Genomic DNA, 21,916 nt, shown 5'->3' on the forward strand with positions numbered 1-21,916 from the left:
GCCCGCCCCCCGCCCTGGACGCAAACGGAGACTTTGGTCTGGCTCCCGGAAGCAACCGCTCTTCCCTTGCGGGTTTAGGAGGGCTTGGGGAAAGCCATCCAAAACGCGCAGCCCTGGCCGGCCTGGGACTCGATCCATACCCTTCCGCCGTGCGACTCCACGATTTTCTTGCACAGGGCCAACCCGAGTCCCGTGCCCTCGCAGGCCTCGCGCGGCACCAGGCGCTGGAACAGCTCGAACACCCGCGCATGATAGGCGGGCTCGATCCCGGGACCGTTGTCCTTGACCCACACCATGTTCTCGCAGGCGTCCTCGCGTCCGCCCACCTCGATCCGGCAGGGACGATCCAAGGCACGGTATTTGATCGCGTTTTCCAGAAGGTTCTGGAACAGGCGCGCCAGCTCGGAACGATGGCCCCGCACGACCGGCAGGGGAGCGGCAACCTCGACCACCGCGCCGGCCTCGGCCACCGCGACCTTGAGATTGAGCAGGCCTTCTTGCACCACCTCCCCCAGGGGCACGGGCATGCGGTCCTCGCCGCGCCGGCCCACCCGCGAGTAGGCCAGGAGATCAAGCACCATCCGGTCCATGCGCCGGGCGCCATCGACCGCGAACCCAAAAAACTCGGCCAGTTCCCCGGTCATCGCGGACCCAAGGCGCCTTTCGATCAGCGACAGATAGCAGCTGATCATGCGCAAGGGTTCGCGCAAGTCGTGCGAGGCCACGTAGGCGAAGCGTTCCAGGTCCTCGTTCGCCTTCCTCAGGGAGTCGGTCAGGCTCAGAAGTTTCTGGTTTGCTTCCAGGATGTCGGTTTCGTTTTTCTTTTTTTCGGAAATATCCAGGCACGACCCGATGTAGCCCAGGAACGTTCCCCGGGCGTCGTAGGTGGGAACGCCATGGTCCAGCAGCCAGCGATATTCCCCACTGGCATGGCGCAGCCGGTATTCCATGGTGAATTCCTCGTGCCGGTCAAAGGCCGTCACGTAGGTGGCAAGGCATTGCTCGAAATCATCGGGATGAACCCCCTCGGTCCAGCCGTTGCCGTATTCCTGTTCGTGGGTCCGCCCCGTGAACGCCAGCCAGACCTGGTTGAAATAGAAACAAAGTTTGTCCGTGCCCGCCATCCACACCAGGACGGAGGCGTTGTTGGCCAGCGTGGCGAACCGGTTCTCGCTCTCGTGCAGGGCGTTTTGCGCCCGCCGTTCCCCGGTCACGTCGCGCAGCACCACCCGCACCAGGGGAAGGACGGCCCCCGGCCCCATGGCCCAGGACACATGGGCCTGCACGATCAGCCGCTCGCCGCTCGCCGAGCGCGCCGTCCATTCGTGAACAAGGGGGGTGGAGGCACGGGCCTGGCGCCCGGCCAGATCGCGCAGCAAGGCCAGGGACACCTCTTCCTCGAAAGGATAGGGCCAAACCCCTTCTTCCAGATCCCGGGCGGGCACGCCCAGCAGGGTGCATAACCCCGGGGTGAGCGTTGTCCAGCGTCCGGTCATCGCCTCGACGAAGCCGATCCCCACGAATGGCTGGTCAAGGAGGGGATCAGACATCGGTATCGCCCATGCTCCGAAAATCGATGCGCCCGGCCCGGAGCCCCCAAAAGCGGGCCCGCCTTCCAAGGCGGCGGGGGCAGGCCTTTCCGCCTGGCTTCCAGGAAATTCCGGGACAAGGAAGGAAACGACCATGGCGACCTCGCTCCCGCCCTGGGACGTGGCACGCCACCCGAAGGGGCGGGATCCCAGGCGGATCAATCGTAGCCTTCAGGGCGGAGGCTTTCTGATTCCGATGCGCCCCCTGATGCCCCGGGGCAACGGGCCTTCACGCCTTCGTTGCCGCGGATACAATCTTTCGACCATATTCCGATTCTATAAATACGAGGTTTACCCCTTCCCGTCACCATGAACTTTAGATGTATATCGCCCGTCCCGCATCTCGCGCGATACGCGATACACCCCCACTCCCGTTCCAAGGCGAGCGAGCGCGACCAGCGCCCTTCATGGCGAAAAAAGGAAGGGAGCACTTCCCGCGCACGGCAAGGACCACTCAAAGATCCTGGCCCGGATCAAGGTGACGCAGATCGCGCCGCCGGATCTTGCCGGTGGCCGAAACCGGCAGTTCGCCTAAAAAAGCAACCTGGCGGGGATAGGCATGGGCCCCATAACGCTGGCGGGCAAACTGTTGCAGATCCTGGGCCAGGACGCCGCTGGCCGTTCCGTTGTCCAGCAGGCCCCGGTCACGCGGCACCACGAACGCCTTGACGATTTCCGTGCGCTCGGGGTCGGGAATGCCGACCACGGCCACCTGATCCACGCCGGGATGGCGCATCAGCACGTCCTCGACCTCGCCCGGACCGATGCGGTAGCCGGCCGAAATGATCACATCGTCCTCGCGCCCCAGGAACCAGAACGATCCATCAGAGTCCTTGCGCCCGGTATCACCGGTCAGCATCCATTCGCCCCGGAATTTTTCCGCCGTCGCCTCGGGATTGTTCCAATAGCCCAGGAACATGGAAGGATCGGAGCGGGCCACGGCAATCTCGCCCAGCTCCCCGGGGGCCAGAACCCGCCCTTCGTCGTCGACGATTTCCACCCGGTGACCGGGAATCACCCGCCCCATCGACCCCGGGCGCACCGGATGGCATGGAAAGCCGTTGCCGATGACCAGGTTGGCCTCGGTTTGCCCGTACACCTCGTTGATGGTCAGGCCCAGGGCCTCGCGCCCCCAGTCCAGAAGGGCCCCGCCCAGGGGCTCGCCCCCCGCCACCACCGCCCGCAAGGGGCTGCTGGCCCGCACCTGGGCCACGGGCAGCTGGCGCAGCAGACGAAGCGCGGTGGGCGGGAAAAAGGCGCTGCGCACCCGGTGCCGGCTCATCATGGCCAAGGTCTCCTCGGGGTCGAAGCGGGGTCCCCGGCAGCCCAGGACCGGCAGCCCCCGCGACAGGGCCGGGAACAAGACGCTCAGCAATCCGCCGACCCAGGCCCAATCCGCCGGGGTCCAGAACAGTTCGTCGGCGAGGAACGGCGAGGGAAACGCCATGCCGAACCCGGGCCAGTGGGCGGGCAGCGCCCGGTGCGCGAGAAGGGCTCCGCGCGGGGTGCCGGTGGTGCCCGAGGTATAAAGCAAAAGGGCCGGATCCTCGGCCATGGTTTCCACCGACCGGAAGTATCCGCTGCCCCGCCCCATGAGATCGTCGAGATTGCGCACGCCCGCCGGGGGATCCGGGTCCACCGACACCACGGTCGGGCGCGTCGGAAGATCCAGGTCCATGACCCGGACGGCGCCCTCGGCGTCGGTCACCACCACTTCGGCCCCCGAATCGGTCAGGCGCCCGCCCAGGCCGTCACCATTGAACAGCGGAAACAGGGGAACGGCCACCGCCCCGAGCTTGAGGATCGCAATCAACGCCAGCGCCGTTTCCAGGCGTTGCGAAAGATACACCGCCACCCGGTCGCCGCTTTCGATGCCCAGCCCGCGCAGCACGTTGGCCATGCGGTCGGATCCGCTCTTCAGGCGGGCGAAGGTGATGGTCTGAACCTGGCCCCGCGCATCCTCGACAATCAGCGCGGGCATGTTGGCCCGCGCCGGGTTGGCGGCGTGCCGGTCGCACACATCGACGCCGATGTTGAAATGAAAGGGAATGGACAAGGCAAAGCCACGCAGTCCGTCCGCGTCGCTCTCGGCGATCCCCGCGCCCATCATGCCCCCATCCTCCGGTCCGCACCCACGCGCTTTAAACAAATAGAAATCATTCAAGAAGTGGGGCGGCGCAAGCGCTATGTCCAGAGGGGTGGCGGAGGATCAACACGTTTCGCCTCGAAAGAAGGGTCCCGGGACAAACGACCCAACCGTGCGTTGATGTCCGCCAGGTCTTCCAGGAAAGCGGGGCTGGCCAGATAGGTGTATTCGCCGGGACGCGAGTCGACCACCCGATCGCGGGCACTCAACGTGTCGTCCACCCAGCCCGGATGACAGCCGATCAGGGCCCGGGGGCCGCCCACTCTCAAGAAACGCTGGAACAAGGGCCGGTACGGGGCGCCGGGCGCGAAGGCGTGCACCCCCGAAAAGCCCTCGTTGCGCCGGACTCCCAGGGCCCCCAGCCGCCGGTGCATCCCCCACGCCAGGGCGCTCAGGACCAGGGCCCGGGGTACCGCCACCCCCCGGGCCACCACCCGCGCCGGGGGCTCCCAGCAATCGCGCACCGCCAGGGTTCCGGCGGCCAGCGGGGCGGCCAGTTCCGCCAGTACCGCCTCGCGCACCCCGGGCAGCACATGCGCATGGTGGTGCCCGTCCACGAACGCCGGCCACTGGCCCCGGGCCTGGACAAAGGCGTCCACCTGGGCGCGGATCTCGGCTCGCAGCGCCGCCTGGTCCAGCCGTCCGGCCAGGGACAGGCGCAAAAGCCGCTTCAGGGGCGGCAAGCACCCCCGGGGCGCCAGGGCCGAAACACCGGTCAGGGGAGGATGGTCGGTCAAGGTCAGATGCAGGCCGATGTCGGCCCGGTCCTCCAGGCCATCCAGCCAGCGGGCCCGGGGCGCCCAGTCGGGAAACACGCTCATGCAGCCGGTCCCGCTTAAACGGCCGGCCTCGATCAGGGCCACGATGGCCCGGCTGACCCCATCCGCCAGGCCGAAGTCATCGGCATACACAAAGACAATACGATCAAGGGTAGACATTTCCCCCTCCTTCCGGCCTAATGATCCCGCTTTTCGGGATTGTGGCACCGTTTTCCCGCAAGACACGGAACGGACTCACCCCGTGCGGGCCGGCCCCACCGGTGTTTGGGGAGCCAGGGGCCGCCTTCGCATTTAGCTTGTCGCCCCGCTGGCCACAAGGTAGGAAGAACGGTCCTTTAGTCCCCCCGAGGGTTCTTCTCCCATGTCTCGCAACGCGGCTTTGTCGGTTGTTGTGCCCATGCACAACGAAGCCTTGGTTCTTGACGCCCTGATGGCCCGGCTTCTACCGGTGCTCGACCACATCGGCCTGGAAGCCGAGATGGTGTGCGTCGATGATGGCAGCACGGACGACACGCTGGCCCGCCTCAAGGCCCTTCAGGCGGATGAACCGCGCGTGAAGGTGCTGGCCCTGTCGCGCAACTTCGGCAAGGAAGCGGCGCTCGCCGCCGGCCTGCGCCGCGCGTCGGGCCAGGCGGTGATCCTGATGGACGCCGACTTGCAGCACCCGCCCGAACTCCTTGAACGCTTCGTTTCCCTGTGGCGCGAGGGCTGGCCGGTGGTGTATGGGCAACGCCGCACCCGCGACACCGATACCTGGATCCGACGCTGGGCGGCGCGGATGTTCTACCGCCTGTTCGGCGCCTTGTCGCAAACCCCCCTGCCTCCCGGAGCCGGGGATTTCCGCCTCATGGACCGGCGCGCGGTCGATGCCCTCAACGCCCTGGCCGAACGCACCCGCTTCACCAAGGGCCTGTACGCCTGGATCGGCTTTCGCAGCATCGCCGTGCCCTTCGACGTGGGCGAGCGGGCCGGCGGGCGGTCGGGGTGGCGCCTGGGCGCGTTGTGGCGTTTTGCCGTCGATGCCATTACAGCCTTTAGCACACTCCCCTTGCGTATCTGGACTTATGTCGGTACCCTGGTCTCGTTGGGCGCCCTGTTGTACGCCGCGCATTTCTTTGTCCGGACCTTGGTGTACGGGGTTGACCTGCCCGGTTTTCCGTCCTTGATCATTGCCATCACCTTTTTTGCCGGCGTGCAGCTGATCGGCCTGGGCATCATCGGCGAATATTTGGGGCGCGTCTTTACCGAGGTGAAACAACGTCCCTTGTATCTTGTTGCCGAGGAACATGGCTTCCCCGACGCGCCGCCCGATCACGCCGCCCCCGACTCCCGTCCCACGCCCGGATACACCCCATGACCCGCCTTCTGCCGCCGCCCTCCCCCGCGCGCCCTCCCCGGAGCTGGCGTGAACGCGGACGGTCTGTTCTGGAAATGACCCGTTTCGCCTCGGTCGGCCTGATCAACTCGGGCATCGACACCGGGGTGTTCGCCGCCTTGCACTGGCTGGCCGGCTGGCCCCTGCCCCTCGCCAACACCGCCGGCTTCCTGGTCGCGGTGATCAACAGCTACCTGCTGAACGGGGCGTGGACCTTCCGCCGCCCGGGGCACCCCGCGTTCGCCCCCTCGCTGCGCCAGGGCGCCTTGTTCGCGCTCGCCAACCTGGGCGGGCTGGTGGTGAGCACCGTGGTTCTGGTTGCCCTCGCGCCCGTGATGCCGGTCCTGGCCGCCAAGGCGTGCGCCATCGGGGCCGGCTTTGTGTGGAACTACGGGGCCTCGCGGCGCCTGTTCGTTGCCAGGGCGGCCGGATGAGCTTGCCTCGTGGACGTGTCGCCCCCCGGCCCTTTGATGCAAAGGTCCGGGGGCGCGGAGCCTTGGGCGGTCCGCCCCTGCCCGATGCCCTGGCCTGGGGAACACTGGCAAGCCTGCTGCTCGTCGTTTTCCTGTGCGCGGGTGACTATGGCCTGTCCTACGACGAGCCCGTGCAAAGCGCCTACGGGCGCTTGCTGCTGCGCTACTACGAATCCGGCTTCCACGACAAAAGCGCCTTCGGATACCTCAACCTGGCCTTCTACGGTGGCGGCTTCGACATGGTGGCCGCCCTGCTCGACCGCCTGTTTCCCACCGCGCCCCCCTACAGCGTGCGCCATGCCCTGGGGGGCGTGGTGGGCGTGGTCGGGCTGGCCGCGACGTGGCGCCTGGGCCGGCGCATCGGCGGCCCGTGGGCGGGGTTGTTTGCCCTGATCTTGCTGGCCGTCACGCCCTCGTGGTTCGGCCACATGTTCATCAACCCCAAGGACATCCCCCTTGCCACCGCCGCCGCCCTGGTCCTGTGGGCCCTGGCGGCGGTGCAAGACCGCTGGCCGCGTCCGTCGGCGGCCCTGGTTCTGGGGTTGGGGATGGCGCTGGGCCTCATGCTGGGCACGCGCATCGGCGCCTTGATCCTGGGTCCGGTGCTGGCCGGGGCCTGGCTGCTGCGGGTCGCGGGCCACCTGCGGAGCCGCCCCGGCCGCCTCGGCTGGGCCGACACCGCCCAGGGAACCGGGCGCCTGCTCCTGGCCCTGCCGCCCCTGGTGCTGGTCACCGTGATCTTGTGGCCCTGGGTCGCGCAGGACTGGGGCAACCTGATCGAGGGGCTCACGGTTTTTTCGCGCTTTCCCTTCGATGCCCTGATCACCTTCAACGGCGCCCTGGTGGAAACCACCGACCTGCCCCGCCTGTACCTGCCCACCATGCTGGCGGTGCGGCTGCCCGAAATCCTGCTGCTGACCGCCGTGGCCGCCGGTCTCTGGGGCGCGTGGACCGTTGTCACCCGCCCCCGGATCCTGCTCGCCACGCGGGGCGCCCAGGGCGCGCTGGTGGCGCTCGCGGTCCTGGAACCCCTGGCCTTCGCCGTGCTCGACCGCCCCGTGATGTACAACGGCATGCGTCACTTCTTGTTTCTGCTGCCGCCCCTGGCCGTGGCCGGCGGGCTGGCCCTTGAACGGGCCGTGCGCGATCCCGGGCCCTGGCGCCGGGGGCTGGGGATCGCAACCCTTGCCGTGGGCGTGGCCTTGTCCGTCAACCGTCTGGTCGTCCTCCACCCCTACCAGTACGTTTCATACAACCTGCTGACCGGGGGGCTGCCCGGCGCCTACGAGCGCTATGAAATGGACTATTGGGATACCTCGTTCAAGGAACTGACCGCCCGCTTCGTCGAGGCCCTGAAGGCCCGCGATCTGATGCCCCCCCCGGGGCGGGCGTGGAAGGTGTGGGTGTGCGGCGACTCCACGGCCGCCGACGCCTACTTTCCTTCGTTCCTGCTTTCGGTGGACAACGAGGAAGAGGCCGAGTTCGCCCTGGGCACCGCCCAGTTCTATTGCCCGGCCCCCGCCGACCCGACGCGGGAATGGGCGCGGGTGGAGCGCCAGGGCGTGCCCTTGTCGTGGGTCATCGACCAGCGGGCCTTTCCGCCCCTGGCCGACACGGTTTCCCGGCCCCTTTCGCCGGAGCACCCCTGAATTTGTCATAATATGGCACGATTACGGCTCGAAGGTGGCGGGGCGGTGTTGTTATGATCGCCGCGCCGGAGCTTTCCGCCGTGCCAGCGGACATCCGGCCCGCACGCCGCCCTCCCTCAAGGGGGGTGGCGCCTTCCCCGTGCAGCCCTTTGACGGAGTCGCGTCCGGATGTCTACGGTTACTTTCCACTCGGGGGAACGGATTCCCCTGGAAATGCACAAAGTCCGCATCGTCCAGAAGCTGAACCTGGTCCCGATCGAGCGTCGCCTGGAAGCCATCCGCGCGGCGGGCAACAATACGTTCTTGCTGCGCAACCGCGACATCTACCTGGACATGCTCACCGACAGCGGCGTCAACGCCATGAGCGACCGGCAGCTGGCCGCGATGATGGAATCCGACGACAGCTACGCCGGCTCGGAAACCTACGCCAAGCTGGAAGAGAAAATCCGCGAGATCTTCGGCACGGAATACTTCCTGCCGGTGCACCAGGGCCGCGCGGCCGAGAACATCATCTCGCGCGTGTTCGTGAAGCCGGGCACGATCGTGCCCATGAACTACCACTTCACCACGTCGAAGGCCCATGTGGTCCTCAATGGCGGCACGGTCGAGGAACTGCTGATCGACGAGGGCTTGGCCGTCACCAGCACCCACCCGTTCAAGGGCAACCTGGACGTGGGCAAGCTGGAAGCCCTGATCAAGACCCACGGGGCCGAGCGCATCGCCTTCGTGCGCGTGGAAACCGGCACCAACCTGATCGGTGGCCAACCCCATTCGCTCGCCAACCTGCGCGAGGTGCGCGCGGTGTGCGATCGCCACGGCGTCATGCTGGTGTTCGATGCCAGCTTGCTGGCCGATAACCTGTACTTCATCAAGACCCGCGAGCCCGAGGCGGCCAACCTGTCGCTGCGCGAGATCACCCGCATCATCGCCGACATGGCCGACGTTCTTTATTTCTCGGCGCGCAAGCTCGGCTGCGCCCGGGGCGGCGGCATCTGCACGCGCAACCAGGACCACTACATGAAGATGCGCGAGCTGGTCACGCTGTACGAAGGTTTCCTGACCTACGGCGGCATGTCCATCCGCGAAATCGAAGCCCTGACCGTGGGTCTCGACGAAACCATGGACGAAGACATGGTCTCGCAAGGGCCCCAGTTCATCGAATACATGGTCAACGACCTGGACCGCCAGGGCGTGCCGGTGATCACCCCGCCCGGCGGCCTGGGCTGCCACCTGGACGCCATGCGCTTCCTTGATCATGTGCCGCAAACCCAGTACCCGGCCGGCGCCCTGGCCTCGGCCCTGTTCCTGGTCAGCGGCGTGCGCGGCATGGAGCGCGGCTCGGTTTCCGAGCAGCGCGACGCCGAGGGCAACGAAACCTACTCCAACATGGAGTTGCTGCGCCTCGCCATGCCCCGGCGCGTGTTCACCTTGTCGCAGGTCAAGTACGCCGTCGATCGCATCGTGTGGCTGTACGAAAACCGCGCCCTGGTCGGCGGCCTGCGCTTCGTCGAGGAACCCAAGCTCCTGCGCTTCTTCTTCGGCAAGCTGGAAACCACCACCGACTGGCACGCCGCCCTGATCGCCAAGTTCCGCGCCGACTTCGGCGACAGCTTGTAAGATCGGAACGCCGGGCGTGCACGGCCTGGGGAGGCAGGATTTCCCCAGACCGTGCCTCTCCAGGCCGTGCCTCTCCAGGCTCCGCCTCCCCAGGTCCCGCGTCAGGACGCCAGCCGATCCCGGCGGGCCGACGGGACAGTGCGCAGCGCGGCCATGACCACGGCGGCCACCAGCGCGATCGTCCCCGCCGCCGACAGCAGCACCGTTGCGTGCGCCGAGACAAAGGCCGCGTTGGCGCTTTGGATCAGGGCCGCGCCTTCCTCGCCGGCCAGCGCGGCGGCGGCAATGGTCTCGCCGATGGAGGCGAAGGGCGCCGGCCCCATCCGCTCCACCAGTTCTTGCGGAACCTCGATGGCGCTTTGGTAGCTCGCCGCCAGCAAGACACCAAAAACGGTGATGCCAAGCCCCGCGCCAAGCTCGTACCCCGTGCCCTCAAGCGCCCCGGCCGCCCCGGCCTTGGAGGCCGGAGCGCTGTCCATGATCGCGATGGACGAGGCGGTCAGCCCGATGCCCAGCACGAAGCCCAGAAGGGCCAGCAACGCGACGATGCTCCAGTGCCCGCTTTGAAAATCGCTCAGCCCCAGGCCGGCAAGGCTGGCCGCGGCGACAAGCAGCGACACAACCGCGACCGGACGCAAGCCGATCGCGGCCGCGATCGACCCCGCGAACGGCCCGCCAACCCCGGACGCGATCATCAAGGGCAAAATGAACATCCCCGCTTGCAGGGGCGAAAGGCCCACCACGAACTGCAGTTCCTGGGCAATGGTCAGTTCCGCCCCTGCCAGCGCCCCGGAAACCACGATCGCCATCACCATGCCGGCCGCGATCGCCGGCCTGGTGAACAAGGACAGATCAAGCATGGGCGAGCGCGAACAAACCTGCTTGCGCGCGAACCAGGCAAGCAAAAAAACGCCAACCAGGAAACACAATCCCGTGAGCAACGGCGCGTTATCCGCCTTGAAGGCTGCCTTGATGGCATAAACCACCGTGATCAGACCCACGATCAGAACAAGGGCCTGGCCGATATTCCACGACCCAAGCCCCCCGGACACGCGCCGGGGCAAGACAGCAAAGGCAAACGACCACACGCCCAGCATCACCGGCACGTTCAGCAAGAACACCGAACCCCACCAGAAATGCTCCAAAAGCGCGCCGCCAACCAAGGGGCCCATCGCCCCGCCCGCGGCGGCGAACGTGGACCAGAGGCCCAGCGCGACGCCCCGCTCCCTGTCATCCTCGAAGGTCTGGCGAATGAGAGCCAGAACGCACGGCATGATCATGGCGGCTCCCACCGCCAGCAGCGCGCGCGCGCCAATCAGCAGCAAGGCCGTCGGCGCGAAAGCCGCCGCCAGGGACGCCCCTCCGAACACCATCAACCCCGTGAGCAGCATGCGGCGATGCCCCACCCGATCGGCGAGCGATCCCATCGGCACCAGCAGGCCCGCCATCATCAGGGGGTAGATGTCGATGATCCAAAGGATCTCCGTGGCGCTCGCGCCAAGGGCCAGGGACAGCGACGGGACCGCGATATGCAGAATGGTCATGTCCAAAATCACGGGCAGGAAGGCAAGAAGAACGGCCAGCAAAACAAACCATCGGCGGTGAAACCGAGACATTCCATCACCTTTGAGAAACAAGGCGGCCCATGGCCACCAGGACAAACGCGGCTTGAGCGCCTGCTTGATCATCGCTTTCGTGATCCGGAACCCGCCGGAACAGCCGGCGGGACAAAGCAGGCTCGCGCCGCGTGGAATAACCGCCCCCTCCCCGGGCCCAGGATTTCTCCGGGGCGAAGCCAGGGCGGAATTAAGGCATTTTCCCCACTATTATGGTCGGATTAAGACGTTGACGACCGGGCGGGAAACGGGGAAGATAAGCCCATGAGGACGACGCAACACCGATCCCTCCCGGTGAAACCGAAGCCCTCGGACGACCAGCTCAGGGTTCTAGCCCAGCCCGACGTCGTTGGTCACCCCAAGGCCCCCAGGCCCGGCATCCCTCCGCCGGCCGGGGGCCTTCAAAATTCCGGGCCTTGGGAAGAAGGCCTCGCGAGGGCTAGCGCCTCTGTCGCGACGGCTCCGGTGCCCTCTTTCTCCCTTCAGCGGCAACACGATGCTTGCTCCGACGTGCTGGCCGGAACAAACGTCCAGAGCGCATTTCGATCAAACCGGATCAGTGAATGCGCTCTACCGTATTGAACCATCGCATTTTCAAACCGCCGAAACGGTAGCCATTCCGGCTGAAAATCGCCTATCAAGCCGAAGCAATGGGAACGATGACGCGACCGCGAACCGTGCCGGCGATGAGACGCTCGGCGGCGGGAATGACGTCTTCAAGGGCGATGCGCTCTATCATGGACGAGAGCAAGGCGGGGTCGAGATCAACCGCGAGACGCCTCCAGGCCTCGATCCGTTCGGCTTTGGGGCACATCACGCTGTCGATACCCGCCAAGGTCACCCCCCGCAAGATAAAGGGCGCAACGGTAGCGGGGAACGCCATGCCGCCAGCAAGGCCGCACGCCGCGACCACCCCGCGATATTTCATGGCGGCGCAAACGTTTGCCAGGACTTGCCCGCCGACCACATCCACAGCCCCCGCCCATTGCTCTTTCGCGAGTGGCTTGCCAGGTGCGCTGTAGTCCGCGCGATCGACAATCCGGCAAGCGCCGAGTGATTTCAGATACCCCGCTTCCTCGGGCCGACCGGTCAACGCGGCGACAGTGTAGCCTCGTTTCGCGAGAATGGCGGTGGCCACGCTCCCAACGCCCCCTGCCGCGCCCGTCACGAGAATTTCGCCGCTTTCGGGCATGACGCCATGCTTTTCCAGCGCCATCACGCACAGCATTGCCGTGTACCCGGCGGTTCCTATGCTCATGGCCTGCTCGGGGCTGAAAGCCGGGTCAAGCGGGATCAGCCAGTCTCCCTTCACTCGGGCATGCTCCGCGAGACCGCCCCAGTGCACTTCCCCCACACCCCAGCCATTCAAAACGACACGATCACCCGCATGAAATTCCGGATTGTCCGACTGCTCGACCACCCCGGCGAAATCGATGCCGGGCACCATCGGGAATTTGCGCACGACAGGCCCTTTCCCGGTAATCGCCAGGGCGTCCTTGTAGTTCAAGGTCGAGCACTGCACTTTGACGGTCACGTCGCCGTCGGGCAACTGGTCTTGATCCACCTCGCTCAACGCGACACGGTGCCCAGCCTCGTCTTTTGAAATCATGATCGCCCTGAACATCTCATCGCCTTTCCGTTGCTTGAGGGAACGCCCCCAACAGCTTGAAAAAACCTTGGGAAAAGGCGTCGAGCGCATCCGCGTTCCGCTCAAGTTTCGCGCGCAGGACCGCCCCTTCCCAACCAATCCAAAAAAAGACCGCCAATTCGTTGCAATCAGCGCCTTGCGGTATTTCACCTGCCGCGCACGCCGCGCGCAGGCAATCCGCCGTTCGCGCCTCCCAATCCGCGAAAACCCCTGAAATCCGCTGGCGGAAGCTCTCGGGCAAAACGCCCATCTCCTGCCCGAGGTTGCCCACCAGGCACCCACGGCGGAAATCGTGACGAGACATTCCCTCGCGAGCGTCGGCGATGAATCCCCTGAACCTCTGCAACGGGGATTGATCCACCCTCTCAAACCAATAACTCAACTTACGATTAAAATATTCTGCATAGGAATCTATTAGAGCCAGACCAAAACTCTCCTTATTATCAAAGTAATGATAGAATGATCCTTTTGGCACCCCAGCCGTGGATAGAATTTCTTCTATTCCCACGGCACTGAAGCCCTTCTCGGTTAAAATGGAGACGCCGGCCCGCAACAGCTTGTCGCGGGTTGATCCGAGTGCGTCAGGGTCCTTCGGAGGCCGGCCACGCTTACGGAGTTTGGGGTCTGGCTGGTTCATGCACATTTATTAGACCGCTCGTCTCAAAAAATCAATGGGAAACTTCACCGCCCTGGCGCCCTACCCTTGGGCGAAACCACCCGGGAACCAGCACCGGATTCTTGTCCTCATCCACGTTTCTTCCACGCTCCCACCCAGGGAGGCGGGGCCGGGCCGGGCCAGCCTCCGGCACGAAGGCAGAGTCGGGGCACGATTGGGGCATTTCCCCCACCATTATGGTCGGATTAAGATGTTGACGACCGGGCGGAAAACGGGGAAGATAAGCCCATGAGGACGACGCAACACCGATCCCTCCCGGTGAAACCGAAGTCCTCGGACGACCAGCCCAGGGTTCTAGCCCAGCCCGACGTCGTTGGTCACCCCAAGGCCCCCAGGCCCGGCATCCCTCCGCCGGCCGGGGGCCTTCTAAATTTCAGGCCTCGGGAACAAGGCCTTGCGGCCCTACAAGGACTGCCGCCCTCCGCACTCCTGCCTGGGGAGGCCGGAGCCCGGCCATGAAGGCAGAGCCGGGGCACGATTGAGGCATTTCCCCCACCATTATGGTCGGATTAAGATGTTGACGGCCGGGCGGAAAACGGGGAAGATAAGCCCATGAGGACGACGCAACACCGATCCCTCCCGGTGAAACCGAAGCCCTCGGAAGACCAGCTCAGGGTTCTAGCCCAGCCCGACGTCGTTGGTCACCCCAAGGCCCCCAGGCCCGGCATCCCTCCGCCGGCCGGGGGCCTTCTAAATTTCAGACCCCGGGAACAAGGCGTTGCGACCTTGCAAGGGCTGCCGCTCCCGCCTGCGAAGGCAGGGGGTCCCTGTTCCCGGTGGTAAAAAAGCGCAAGATCCTTCAAGTCTCCCCCATCCGTTCCGCGCGACAGTAGGGCCGATGCCGCACCACAGGGCGTCAGGAGGAAGGACATGACAACAACACTGATCAATCGTCTGGCCGAGGGAAACCGGCGCCAGCCGACGGCGGCCGAAGCCGGCTGGAGCGCGCACCCGACCTTTCCCGGGGTTGAGGTGAAGGCGCTCGTCACGGGCGCGGCGACCGGGGGAGCCTTCAGCACCCTCATGGTCCGGATTGCCCCGGGCGGGGCGATGCTGCCCCATGTCCACGAAGGACAGGTCGAGCAGCATTTCGTGGTCAGCGGCAACGGACAGGCAAACCTCGCCGGGCAGGTGGTGGACTACGCCCCCGGCGCCTTGATGGTGATCCCCCAGGCAACCCTTCACTCGCTGACGGCGGGACAGGAAGGTATGGTGGTGATGGCGGTGTTCTCCCCCGCGATCAACTGATCCGGCGCGTCAAGGAAGGCATGATGGGCAACCGGGTGTTCCATGGAACCGACGAAACGGGGACCATCGGCACCGTGCGGGTCGAGGGGGGATCCGCCGCCACGCCCCGCCATACCCATGAGTCCCTCATTCTGGGGCGGGTCGATTGCGGCACGCGCACGCTCCACCTCGACGCTGGAGACGTGTCCCTTGGCCCGGGGGACGGCTTTGCGATCCCGCCCGACACCCCCCACGCCTGGGCGGCGGCGCAAGAGGGCCGGCACCGGGTTCTGGTTCTTCCTCCCCGTTTCGTCCACGCGCCCGCCTGGAGCGCGGGATTGATCCGTGAGAGCGCCTGGAACCAGGTTTTCGACGCCGTTTTCGCCTGTATCGAGGAGGGAAGGACGCCGGCGCCCGGCCTGATGGAAGCCCTGTCGAAGCAGACCGGCGCTCTCGCCGGGACAGCCCGAAGGGCATCGCTGGCCCCCGGCCCCGTGCACGCGGCACGGCGCGAGGCGGTTGGCCGGCTTGAGGAACGCCTTGTTCTCGCGGAGCTGGCCCGCCGGGTGGGTCTGTCGCCCTCCCATCTGCACAGGCTCTACCGGCGAACCTGGGGCATGACGCCGGCCGAACACCGCCTGGAAGCCCGCCTGCGCCAGGCCCGGGGCCTTATTTTGCAAGGCGCCGCGATGGCCGACGTCGCCGCCGCCACCGGCTTCGCCGACCAAAGCCATTTCACCCGCGCCTTTCGCCGCCTGATGGGGGTGTCGCCCGGCGCGTGGGCACGACAGATGCGGCCCCGGGAAAACCGGAAGCCGGCCTTCGCCCGCCGCTCCCTCACCCTCGACACGACATGAAGCAGCCGTGCCGCGCACGGCCACGAAGGCCTTCACGGCTTTTCCCGCTCTCGTGCGCGGATCAGGAGTCCGGGGAGACCGCGCCTCGCCTCCCCGGCTTTTTCCCCTCTCCCTTTCCCTCTCCCTTTCCCTCTCCCTTTCCCTTTCCTACCGCTTCACCAGCCGCCCTTCGGGGGCCAGGTCCACGGTACCTTGGGCCTTGATGTACTCGCCAACCAGGGTGGTCATCAGGCGGGCGGCGCTGGCGTCGACGAGGCGAGGCGCCCTGACGAGGATGTCGTAGCCGTCGCCGCCGTTGGCGATGAAGTCGTTGGTGGCGACCAGATAGGCGCGCCCGTCTTGCAGGGGCTGGCCGTTGACCGTGACCGCGAGCACCCGCTGGCCGGGGGGACGGTCGGGGGTCCAGGTCACGCTCATGCCCGAGACCTGCGGGAAGCGGCCGGCGCCGTTTTCCACGCCCGAGAAACCGTGTTCGAGGGCGGCCCGGAGATCGGCGCCGCTGAGCGTCAGCACCACGGCCACGTTGCCAAACGGCAGTTCGGTGACCACGTCGCGCAAGGTCAGGGTCGTTCCGGCCTCGTACAGCTTGTCGCCCCGGATGCCGCCGCCGTTGGTGAGCGCGACGTCGGCCCTGGTGCCCGTCCGCAGGGCGTCGGCGATCAGATCGCCCACGGTGCTTTCCTCGCCCCGGACCACGGCGCGCCGGCTGTCCAGGGGCTTGACGCTCACCCCCAGGGGCTGGCCCAGGCTGTCGTCCAGGGCTTTTTCCCAACCCTGGATGCGCTGGGCAAGCGCGGGATCGGGCGTCTGGCCCTGGTTGGGGATCAGGCGCAGGGCGGGCACCAGATCAAGCACCGGGCCTTCCTTGCCTTCATGCTCGCTCACCCGCAGGTCCACCGCCGCCAGGGTGCGGGCGTCGCTGCCGGCCTTGACGATCAGGCGGCCGTCGTCGCCCCACACCAGGATTTCGTGATCGTGGCCGCCCAGGATGACATCGACCTCGGGCAGCGCGTCGGCCAGCTTGCGGTCGTCGGCCATGTCCTGATGGGTCAGGGCAATGATCACGTCGGCGCCCTGGGCCTTCAGGGCCTGCACGGCCGCGCGGGCGCGTTCTTCCACCGGCTGGAAGGTGATCCCCGCGCCGGGGCTGGACAGGGTTTCGGTATCGGGAGTCAGCACCCCCAGGAAACCGACCCGATAGGGCCCCACGGTTTTCAGCATGGTGGGGGCGAGGCCGGCGAAGGGGGCGCCCGTGGGATCCTGGGCATTGGCCAGCAGCCAGGGAAAGGGCGAGCCCCCCAGCAGGCGGGCGGCGACCCCGGCCCCGAAGTCGAATTCGTGGTTGCCGGGCACGGCCACGTCCACGCCCACCTCGTTCAGCGCCACCAGCATGTGGGCGCCCTGATCCAGGCTGGACAGCAGCGAAGGCGACAGCAGATCGCCGCCAAACGTCACCAGCACCTGATCGGCCCCGGAGCGGGCGCGTTCGGTGCCAACCAGGGTTTTCAGCTCGGCCAGCCCGCCCAGGCCCTGGCGATCGGGCGCGACCTCGTACACATCGTTGACGTGGAGCAGGCGCACCGTGACCGGCGCGCGGAGGTCGGCGGCGCCGGCCAGGGCGGGGAAAAGCATCGTCCCCGCCAGCAGCAGGGCGCCCGCGACGGTCAATCCTGGTATTCGCATGCGCAATATCATGGACTCCCTCATCAAGATGCCTCCCATTTGGATGAAAACCCCTCGCCCTTGGACTGTGCCCCAAGGGAAGATCCGGTAAAAGAGGCCTTCTTCAACCACAATTGAGGCGGTCTTCTCCCATTGAAGGGCTGGCGGCCCGTTTGCTATGGTTGGAAGCGGCGCGCGCCACCGTGGCCGCTGCCCCTTGGACTGACAAGTGATCAGGATCCCATGACCGAACATACCCTCGCGCTGGCCGCGGACTTTCCGGCCGCCACCCAAGAGGATTGGCTGGCCCAGGTGAACAAGGCCCTGAAGGGCGCGCCGTTCGACAAGAAGATGGTCACGCGCACGCACGAGGGGTTTGTTCTTCAGCCCCTCTATACCCGACTCGACTGGCCGGGCACCGACGACCCCTCGGGTTTCCCGGGCGGCGTGCCCTTCACCCGGGGCGCCACCGCCGCCGGGTCGGCCGTTTCGGGCTGGGACGTGCGCCAGGACGTTGACCATCCCGACGCCGCCGAGGCCAACCGCCTGTTGCTGAGCGATCTGGAGCGCGGCGCCACCAGCGTCAGCCTGCGCCTGGACATGGCCGGGCGTCTGGGCCTCGACCCCGATGCCCCGGCCGCCGCCCCCCTGGTGGGGGTGGACGGCGTGATGATCGCCGACCTCGACGATCTCGACCGCGCCCTGGCCGGCGTGTATCTGGACATCGCGCCCGTTGCCCTGCAGGCCGGCGCGGCGTTCGAGCCCGCCGCCGCCTTGCTGGGCGCGTTGTGGGAACGCCGCGACGTGGCCCCGGGCAAGGCCCTGGGCGCGTTCAACGCCGATCCGCTGGGCACCCTGGCCCGGGTGGGCGCCTTGCCGATGAGCGCCGAGCGCGCCTTGGAGCGCGTGGGCGCCCTGGCCGCCCACACCGCCGCCACCTGGCCCAAGGTCACGGCCGTGGGCGTGGACGGCGCCCCCTACCACGACGGGGGTGCCAGCGAGATCCAGACCCTGGCCGCCATGCTGGCCACCGGCATCGCCTACCTGCGCGCCATGGAAAAGGCCGGCCTGGACCTGGGCACCGCCGCCGGGCAGATCGTGTTTTCGATCCCCATGGACGCCGACTTCTTCATGGGCATCGCCAAGCTGCGCGCGTTGCGCCGCCTGTGGGGCCGGGTGCTCGAAGCCTGCGCCGTCCCCGAGGCCGAGCGCTGCGTGCGCGTGGGCGCCACCACGGCGCGGCGCATGCTGAGCCGGCGCGATCCGTGGGTGAACATGCTGCGCACCACCGTCGCCGCCTTCGCGGGCGCCGTGGGCGGGGCCGACAGCCTGACCGTGGCGCCGTTCGACAGCGCCCTGGGCATCCCCGGGGACTTCAGCCGACGCATCGCGCGCAACGTCCAGATCCTGTTGCAAGAAGAAAGCAACGTCGGGCGGGTGATCGATCCGGCCGGTGGTTCGTGGTACGTCGAAACCCTGACCGACCACCTGACCCGCGACGCCTGGAGCCGCTTCCAGGGGATCGAGGAAGCCGGCGGCCTGCTGGCCGTGCTGGCGGATGGATCCTGGCCGGCGCGGATCGAGGAAACCTGGACCGGCCGCGCCAAGGCCGTGGCCACCCGGCGCGACGCGCTGACCGGCCTCAACGAGTTCCCCAACCTCAAGGAAGCCCCGGTCGAGACCGTGGCCGTGGACCTCGACGCGCTGCGCGCCGCCCGGTGCGCGCGCCTGCCCGCCGACCGCGCGGCCGCCGCCGAGGTGGCCGACACCGGCACCGCCATCCTGGCGGCGGCGCGGGGCGCCACCCTGGGCGCGCTGAGCGCTGCCTTGTCGGATGGCGAAGCGGCCTGCGTGGTGCCGGTGCGCCCGCACACCCTGGGCGAGGACTTCGAGGCCCTGCGCGACGCCGCCGACGCCCACAAGGACAAGACCGGCGCCTGGCCCGGCGTGTTCCTGGTTACCCTGGGCCCGGTGTCCGAGCACACGGGGCGCGCCACCTTTGCCCGCAACCTGTTCGAGGCCGGCGGCATCGAGGGCCTTCCCGGCGGTGTCCTGGAAAGCGACGACGAGGCCGTGGCCGCCTGGAAGGCCAGCGGCACCAGCGTGGCCGTGCTGTGCGCCACCGACGAGCGCTACGCGACCCAGGCCGAAAGCCTGGCCCGCGCCCTGAAGGCGGCCGGGGTCGGCCGGCTGTACCTGGCCGGGCGCCCCGGCGAGGCCGCCGACGCCTGGAAGGCCGCCGGCATCGACCAGTACATTTTCGTCGGGTGCGACGTGCTGGGCACGCTGCGCGACCTGCACGCCCACCTTGGCCTGCCCGTTGAAGGATCGACCCCATGACCGGCATCCCCGACTTTTCCCGTATCGACCTGGATGGCGGTGCCGCCGCCGGCGGGGCCGAGGCGTGGACGGCCCGTTTTGCCGCCGCCACCGGATCGGACCCCCAGGCCCAGGCGTGGGAAACCCCCGAACACCTGAACGTGCGCCCGCTCTATCACGCCGCCGATCTGGCCGGGCTTGATTTCCTGGATACCTGGCCGGGTCTGGCCCCGTTCCTGCGCGGGCCGTATCCCAGCATGTACGTGAACCAGCCGTGGACCGTGCGCCAGTACGCGGGCTTCTCCACGGCGCAGGAATCCAACGCCTTTTACCGCCGCAACCTGGCGGCCGGGCAAAAGGGCCTGTCGGTGGCCTTCGACCTCGCCACCCACCGGGGCTATGATTCCGATCACCCGCGCGTGGCCGGCGACGTGGGCATGGCCGGCGTGGCCATCGACAGCATTCTGGACATGCGCACCTTGTTCGACGGGATCCCGCTCGACAAAATGAGCGTGTCCATGACCATGAACGGCGCCGTTTTGCCGATCATGGCCTTGTTCATCCTCGCGGGCGAGGAGCAGGGCGTCAGCCCCAAGGATCTTTCGGGAACGATCCAGAACGATATCCTGAAAGAGTTCATGGTGCGGAACACCTACATTTATCCGCCCGAACCCTCGATGAAGATCATCAGCGACATTTTTGCGTACACCTCGCAAAACATGCCGCGCTTCAACTCGATTTCGATTTCCGGCTATCACATGCAAGAAGCCGGCGCGACCGCCGACCTGGAACTGGCCTACACCCTGGCCGACGGCGTGGACTACGCCCGCGCCGGCATGGCGGCGGGCCTCGACATCGATGCCTTCGCGCCGCGCCTGTCGTTCTTCTGGGCGATCGGCATGAACTTCTACATGGAAGTGGCCAAGATGCGCGCCGCGCGTCTGCTGTGGGCCAAGCTGATTCACCAGTTCAATCCCAAGAACAGCAAGTCGTTGTCGCTGCGCACCCACTGCCAGACCTCGGGCTGGTCGTTGACCGCGCAAGACGTGTTCAACAACGTGACCCGCACCTGCATCGAGGCGATGGCGGCGACCCAGGGGCATACCCAGTCGCTGCACACCAACGCCCTGGACGAGGCGCTGGCCCTGCCCACCGACTTCTCGGCCCGCATCGCGCGCAACACCCAGCTGTTCTTGCAGCAGGAATCGGGCACCACCCGCGTGATCGATCCCTGGGGCGGCAGCTATTACGTGGAACGCCTGACCCACGATCTGGCCGCCCGCGCCTGGGAGCATATCCAGGAAGTCGAGCAAAGCGGCGGCATGGCCAAGGCCATCGAAACCGGCATCCCCAAGATGCGCATCGAGGAAGCGGCGGCCCGCACCCAGGCACGCATCGACGCCGGCCGGCAGACCGTGGTGGGCGTCAACAAGTATCAGGTGGAATCCGACGCCGCGATCGAGGTGCTGAAGGTCGAAAACGCCGCCGTGCGCCGCCAGCAGATCGCCCAGCTGGAGCGTCTGCGGGCCGAACGCAACGCGGTCGACGTCGAACAGAAGCTGCACGCGCTCACCCGCGCCGCTGAATCCGGCGAAGGCAACCTGCTGGCCCTGGCCGTGGACGCGGCCCGCGCCCGGGCCTCGGTGGGCGAAATCTCGGACGCGCTGGAAAAGGTCTACGGTCGCCACAAGGCCGAGATCCGCGCGATTTCCGGCGTGTATAGCGCGGAGGTGGGCACCATGGGCGGCGCGGTTGACCGGGTGAAGAAGCAAGTCACCGAGTTCGAAGCCAACGACGGCCGCCGGCCGCGCATCCTCATCGCCAAGATGGGCCAGGATGGCCACGATCGCGGCCAGAAGGTGATCGCCACCGCGTTCGCCGACCTGGGCTTCGACGTGGATATCGGCTCGCTGTTCCAAACGCCCGAGGAAACGGCGCGCCAGGCGGTGGAAAACGACGTCCACGTGGTTGGCGCCTCGTCGCTGGCCGCCGGGCACCTGACCTTGGTGCCGCAGTTGCGGGCCGAGCTGGCCAAGCTGGGCCGCGAGGACATCCTGGTCGTGGTCGGCGGCGTGATCCCGCCCCAGGACTTCGACGCCCTGCGCGAGGCCGGCGCCGTTGCCATCTTCCCGCCCGGCACCAACATCGCCGAAGCGGCCAGCGACCTGCTGGCCCAGTTGAACCTGGCCCTGGGCTACGCGCCGAAAGCGGCGTAAGGCCCTTGCACTCCGGGGGACGGGCGCGACCCGCCCCCCGCCCGGTCTGGGCGGGCCTCGCCGGGCT

General features: G+C 67.2%; 15 protein-coding genes. 8 read left to right on the plus strand and 7 right to left on the minus strand.

The features are described 5' to 3' along the window. Window positions 1–74 precede the first annotated feature (74 nt). From ROR02_RS04550 to ROR02_RS04560, 3 genes are all read right to left on the minus strand, one after another. Window positions 75–1,550, minus strand: a complete 1,476-nt coding sequence (locus ROR02_RS04550; protein ID WP_218032764.1) for a sensor histidine kinase — start codon at window positions 1,548–1,550, stop codon at window positions 75–77. 493 nt (window positions 1,551–2,043) lie between these two features. Beyond that, window positions 2,044–3,699: an AMP-binding protein gene (locus ROR02_RS04555; RefSeq protein ID WP_147162831.1), complete on the minus strand. Its 1,656-nt coding sequence runs from the start codon at window positions 3,697–3,699 to the stop codon at window positions 2,044–2,046. A 74-nt stretch (window positions 3,700–3,773) separates the two neighbouring features. Then, window positions 3,774–4,673 carry a ChbG/HpnK family deacetylase gene (locus ROR02_RS04560; protein ID WP_147162832.1) on the minus strand — a complete coding sequence of 300 codons (900 nt, stop codon included), beginning with the start codon at window positions 4,671–4,673 and terminating at the stop codon, window positions 3,774–3,776. 202 nt (window positions 4,674–4,875) lie between these two features. On the opposite strand from ROR02_RS04560, the gene ROR02_RS04565 reads away from it, so the two are divergent. The 4 genes from ROR02_RS04565 to ROR02_RS04580 all read left to right on the plus strand — a co-directional run bounded on the left by ROR02_RS04565 (window position 4,876) and on the right by ROR02_RS04580 (window position 9,628). Continuing rightward, complete coding sequence (locus tag ROR02_RS04565) at window positions 4,876–5,871, plus strand: glycosyltransferase family 2 protein (RefSeq protein ID WP_147162833.1); 996 nt, start codon at window positions 4,876–4,878, stop codon at window positions 5,869–5,871. Next, a complete protein-coding gene (locus ROR02_RS04570; RefSeq protein WP_147162834.1) occupies window positions 5,868–6,323 on the plus strand; it encodes a GtrA family protein in 456 nt (151 codons plus the stop codon). The genes ROR02_RS04565 and ROR02_RS04570 overlap by 4 nt, the downstream gene beginning before the upstream one ends. A gap of 62 nt (window positions 6,324–6,385) precedes the next feature. Then, the gene (locus ROR02_RS04575) at window positions 6,386–8,011 is read left to right on the plus strand and encodes a glycosyltransferase family 39 protein (protein WP_170244961.1); all 1,626 of its coding nucleotides are present in this window, start codon (window positions 6,386–6,388) and stop codon (window positions 8,009–8,011) included. Window positions 8,012–8,179: 168 nt separating this feature from the next. Then, window positions 8,180–9,628: a tryptophanase gene (locus ROR02_RS04580; protein ID WP_147162836.1), complete on the plus strand. Its 1,449-nt coding sequence runs from the start codon at window positions 8,180–8,182 to the stop codon at window positions 9,626–9,628. A 101-nt stretch (window positions 9,629–9,729) separates the two neighbouring features. Here ROR02_RS04580 and ROR02_RS04585 read toward each other — a convergent pair whose 3' ends face one another. The 3 genes from ROR02_RS04585 to acuR all read right to left on the minus strand — a co-directional run bounded on the left by ROR02_RS04585 (window position 9,730) and on the right by acuR (window position 13,529). Then, complete coding sequence (locus ROR02_RS04585; RefSeq protein WP_147162837.1) at window positions 9,730–11,244, minus strand: MFS transporter; 1,515 nt, start codon at window positions 11,242–11,244, stop codon at window positions 9,730–9,732. A gap of 637 nt (window positions 11,245–11,881) precedes the next feature. After that, complete coding sequence (acuI, locus tag ROR02_RS04590) at window positions 11,882–12,868, minus strand: acrylyl-CoA reductase (NADPH) (RefSeq protein ID WP_147162838.1); 987 nt, start codon at window positions 12,866–12,868, stop codon at window positions 11,882–11,884. A gap of 1 nt (window position 12,869) precedes the next feature. Next, window positions 12,870–13,529, minus strand: a complete 660-nt coding sequence (gene acuR / locus ROR02_RS04595; RefSeq protein ID WP_147162839.1) for an acrylate utilization transcriptional regulator AcuR — start codon at window positions 13,527–13,529, stop codon at window positions 12,870–12,872. A gap of 909 nt (window positions 13,530–14,438) precedes the next feature. Between acuR and ROR02_RS04600 the strand changes: the two genes are divergently transcribed. Both ROR02_RS04600 and ROR02_RS04605 read left to right on the plus strand, forming a co-directional pair. Further along, window positions 14,439–14,816 (plus strand): cupin domain-containing protein, encoded by a 378-nt coding sequence (locus ROR02_RS04600; RefSeq protein WP_147162840.1) that lies wholly within the window; start codon window positions 14,439–14,441, stop codon window positions 14,814–14,816. A 20-nt stretch (window positions 14,817–14,836) separates the two neighbouring features. Beyond that, entirely contained in the window at window positions 14,837–15,652 is an 816-nt protein-coding gene (locus tag ROR02_RS04605; RefSeq protein WP_147162841.1) for a helix-turn-helix domain-containing protein, read from the plus strand. A 147-nt stretch (window positions 15,653–15,799) separates the two neighbouring features. Here the strand turns inward: ROR02_RS04605 and ROR02_RS04610 are convergent, their stop codons facing one another. Further along, complete coding sequence (locus ROR02_RS04610; protein WP_246135399.1) at window positions 15,800–17,347, minus strand: bifunctional metallophosphatase/5'-nucleotidase; 1,548 nt, start codon at window positions 17,345–17,347, stop codon at window positions 15,800–15,802. 210 nt (window positions 17,348–17,557) lie between these two features. Here ROR02_RS04610 and ROR02_RS04615 point away from each other — a divergent pair, with 210 nt between their 5' ends. Beyond that, entirely contained in the window at window positions 17,558–19,654 is a 2,097-nt protein-coding gene (locus ROR02_RS04615; protein ID WP_147162842.1) for a methylmalonyl-CoA mutase family protein, read from the plus strand. After that, on the plus strand, window positions 19,651–21,849 hold the full coding sequence (gene scpA / locus ROR02_RS04620; RefSeq protein ID WP_147162843.1) for a methylmalonyl-CoA mutase: 2,199 nt from the start codon (window positions 19,651–19,653) through the stop codon (window positions 21,847–21,849). The genes ROR02_RS04615 and scpA overlap by 4 nt, the downstream gene beginning before the upstream one ends. The last annotated feature ends 67 nt before the right edge of the window (window positions 21,850–21,916 follow it).

It is taken from the genome of Pararhodospirillum oryzae, assembly GCF_007992075.1.
Classification (GTDB): Bacteria; Pseudomonadota; Alphaproteobacteria; order Rhodospirillales; family Rhodospirillaceae; genus Pararhodospirillum; species Pararhodospirillum oryzae.

Coding starts and splice junctions, on each gene's coding strand:
- ROR02_RS04580 (WP_147162836.1), top strand. CDS start 8,180: ATGTCTACGGTTACTTTCCACTCGGGGGAACGGATTCCCCTGGAAATG.
- ROR02_RS04550 (WP_218032764.1), bottom strand. CDS start 1,550: ATGTCTGATCCCCTCCTTGACCAGCCATTCGTGGGGATCGGCTTCGTC.
- ROR02_RS04560 (WP_147162832.1), bottom strand. CDS start 4,673: ATGTCTACCCTTGATCGTATTGTCTTTGTGTATGCCGATGACTTCGGC.
- ROR02_RS04615 (WP_147162842.1), top strand. CDS start 17,558: ATGACCGAACATACCCTCGCGCTGGCCGCGGACTTTCCGGCCGCCACC.
- ROR02_RS04610 (WP_246135399.1), bottom strand. CDS start 17,347: ATGATATTGCGCATGCGAATACCAGGATTGACCGTCGCGGGCGCCCTG.
- acuR (WP_147162839.1), bottom strand. CDS start 13,529: ATGAACCAGCCAGACCCCAAACTCCGTAAGCGTGGCCGGCCTCCGAAG.
- ROR02_RS04555 (WP_147162831.1), bottom strand. CDS start 3,699: ATGATGGGCGCGGGGATCGCCGAGAGCGACGCGGACGGACTGCGTGGC.
- scpA (WP_147162843.1), top strand. CDS start 19,651: ATGACCGGCATCCCCGACTTTTCCCGTATCGACCTGGATGGCGGTGCC.
- ROR02_RS04585 (WP_147162837.1), bottom strand. CDS start 11,244: ATGTCTCGGTTTCACCGCCGATGGTTTGTTTTGCTGGCCGTTCTTCTT.
- acuI (WP_147162838.1), bottom strand. CDS start 12,868: ATGTTCAGGGCGATCATGATTTCAAAAGACGAGGCTGGGCACCGTGTC.
- ROR02_RS04605 (WP_147162841.1), top strand. CDS start 14,837: ATGATGGGCAACCGGGTGTTCCATGGAACCGACGAAACGGGGACCATC.
- ROR02_RS04600 (WP_147162840.1), top strand. CDS start 14,439: ATGACAACAACACTGATCAATCGTCTGGCCGAGGGAAACCGGCGCCAG.
- ROR02_RS04565 (WP_147162833.1), top strand. CDS start 4,876: ATGTCTCGCAACGCGGCTTTGTCGGTTGTTGTGCCCATGCACAACGAA.
- ROR02_RS04570 (WP_147162834.1), top strand. CDS start 5,868: ATGACCCGCCTTCTGCCGCCGCCCTCCCCCGCGCGCCCTCCCCGGAGC.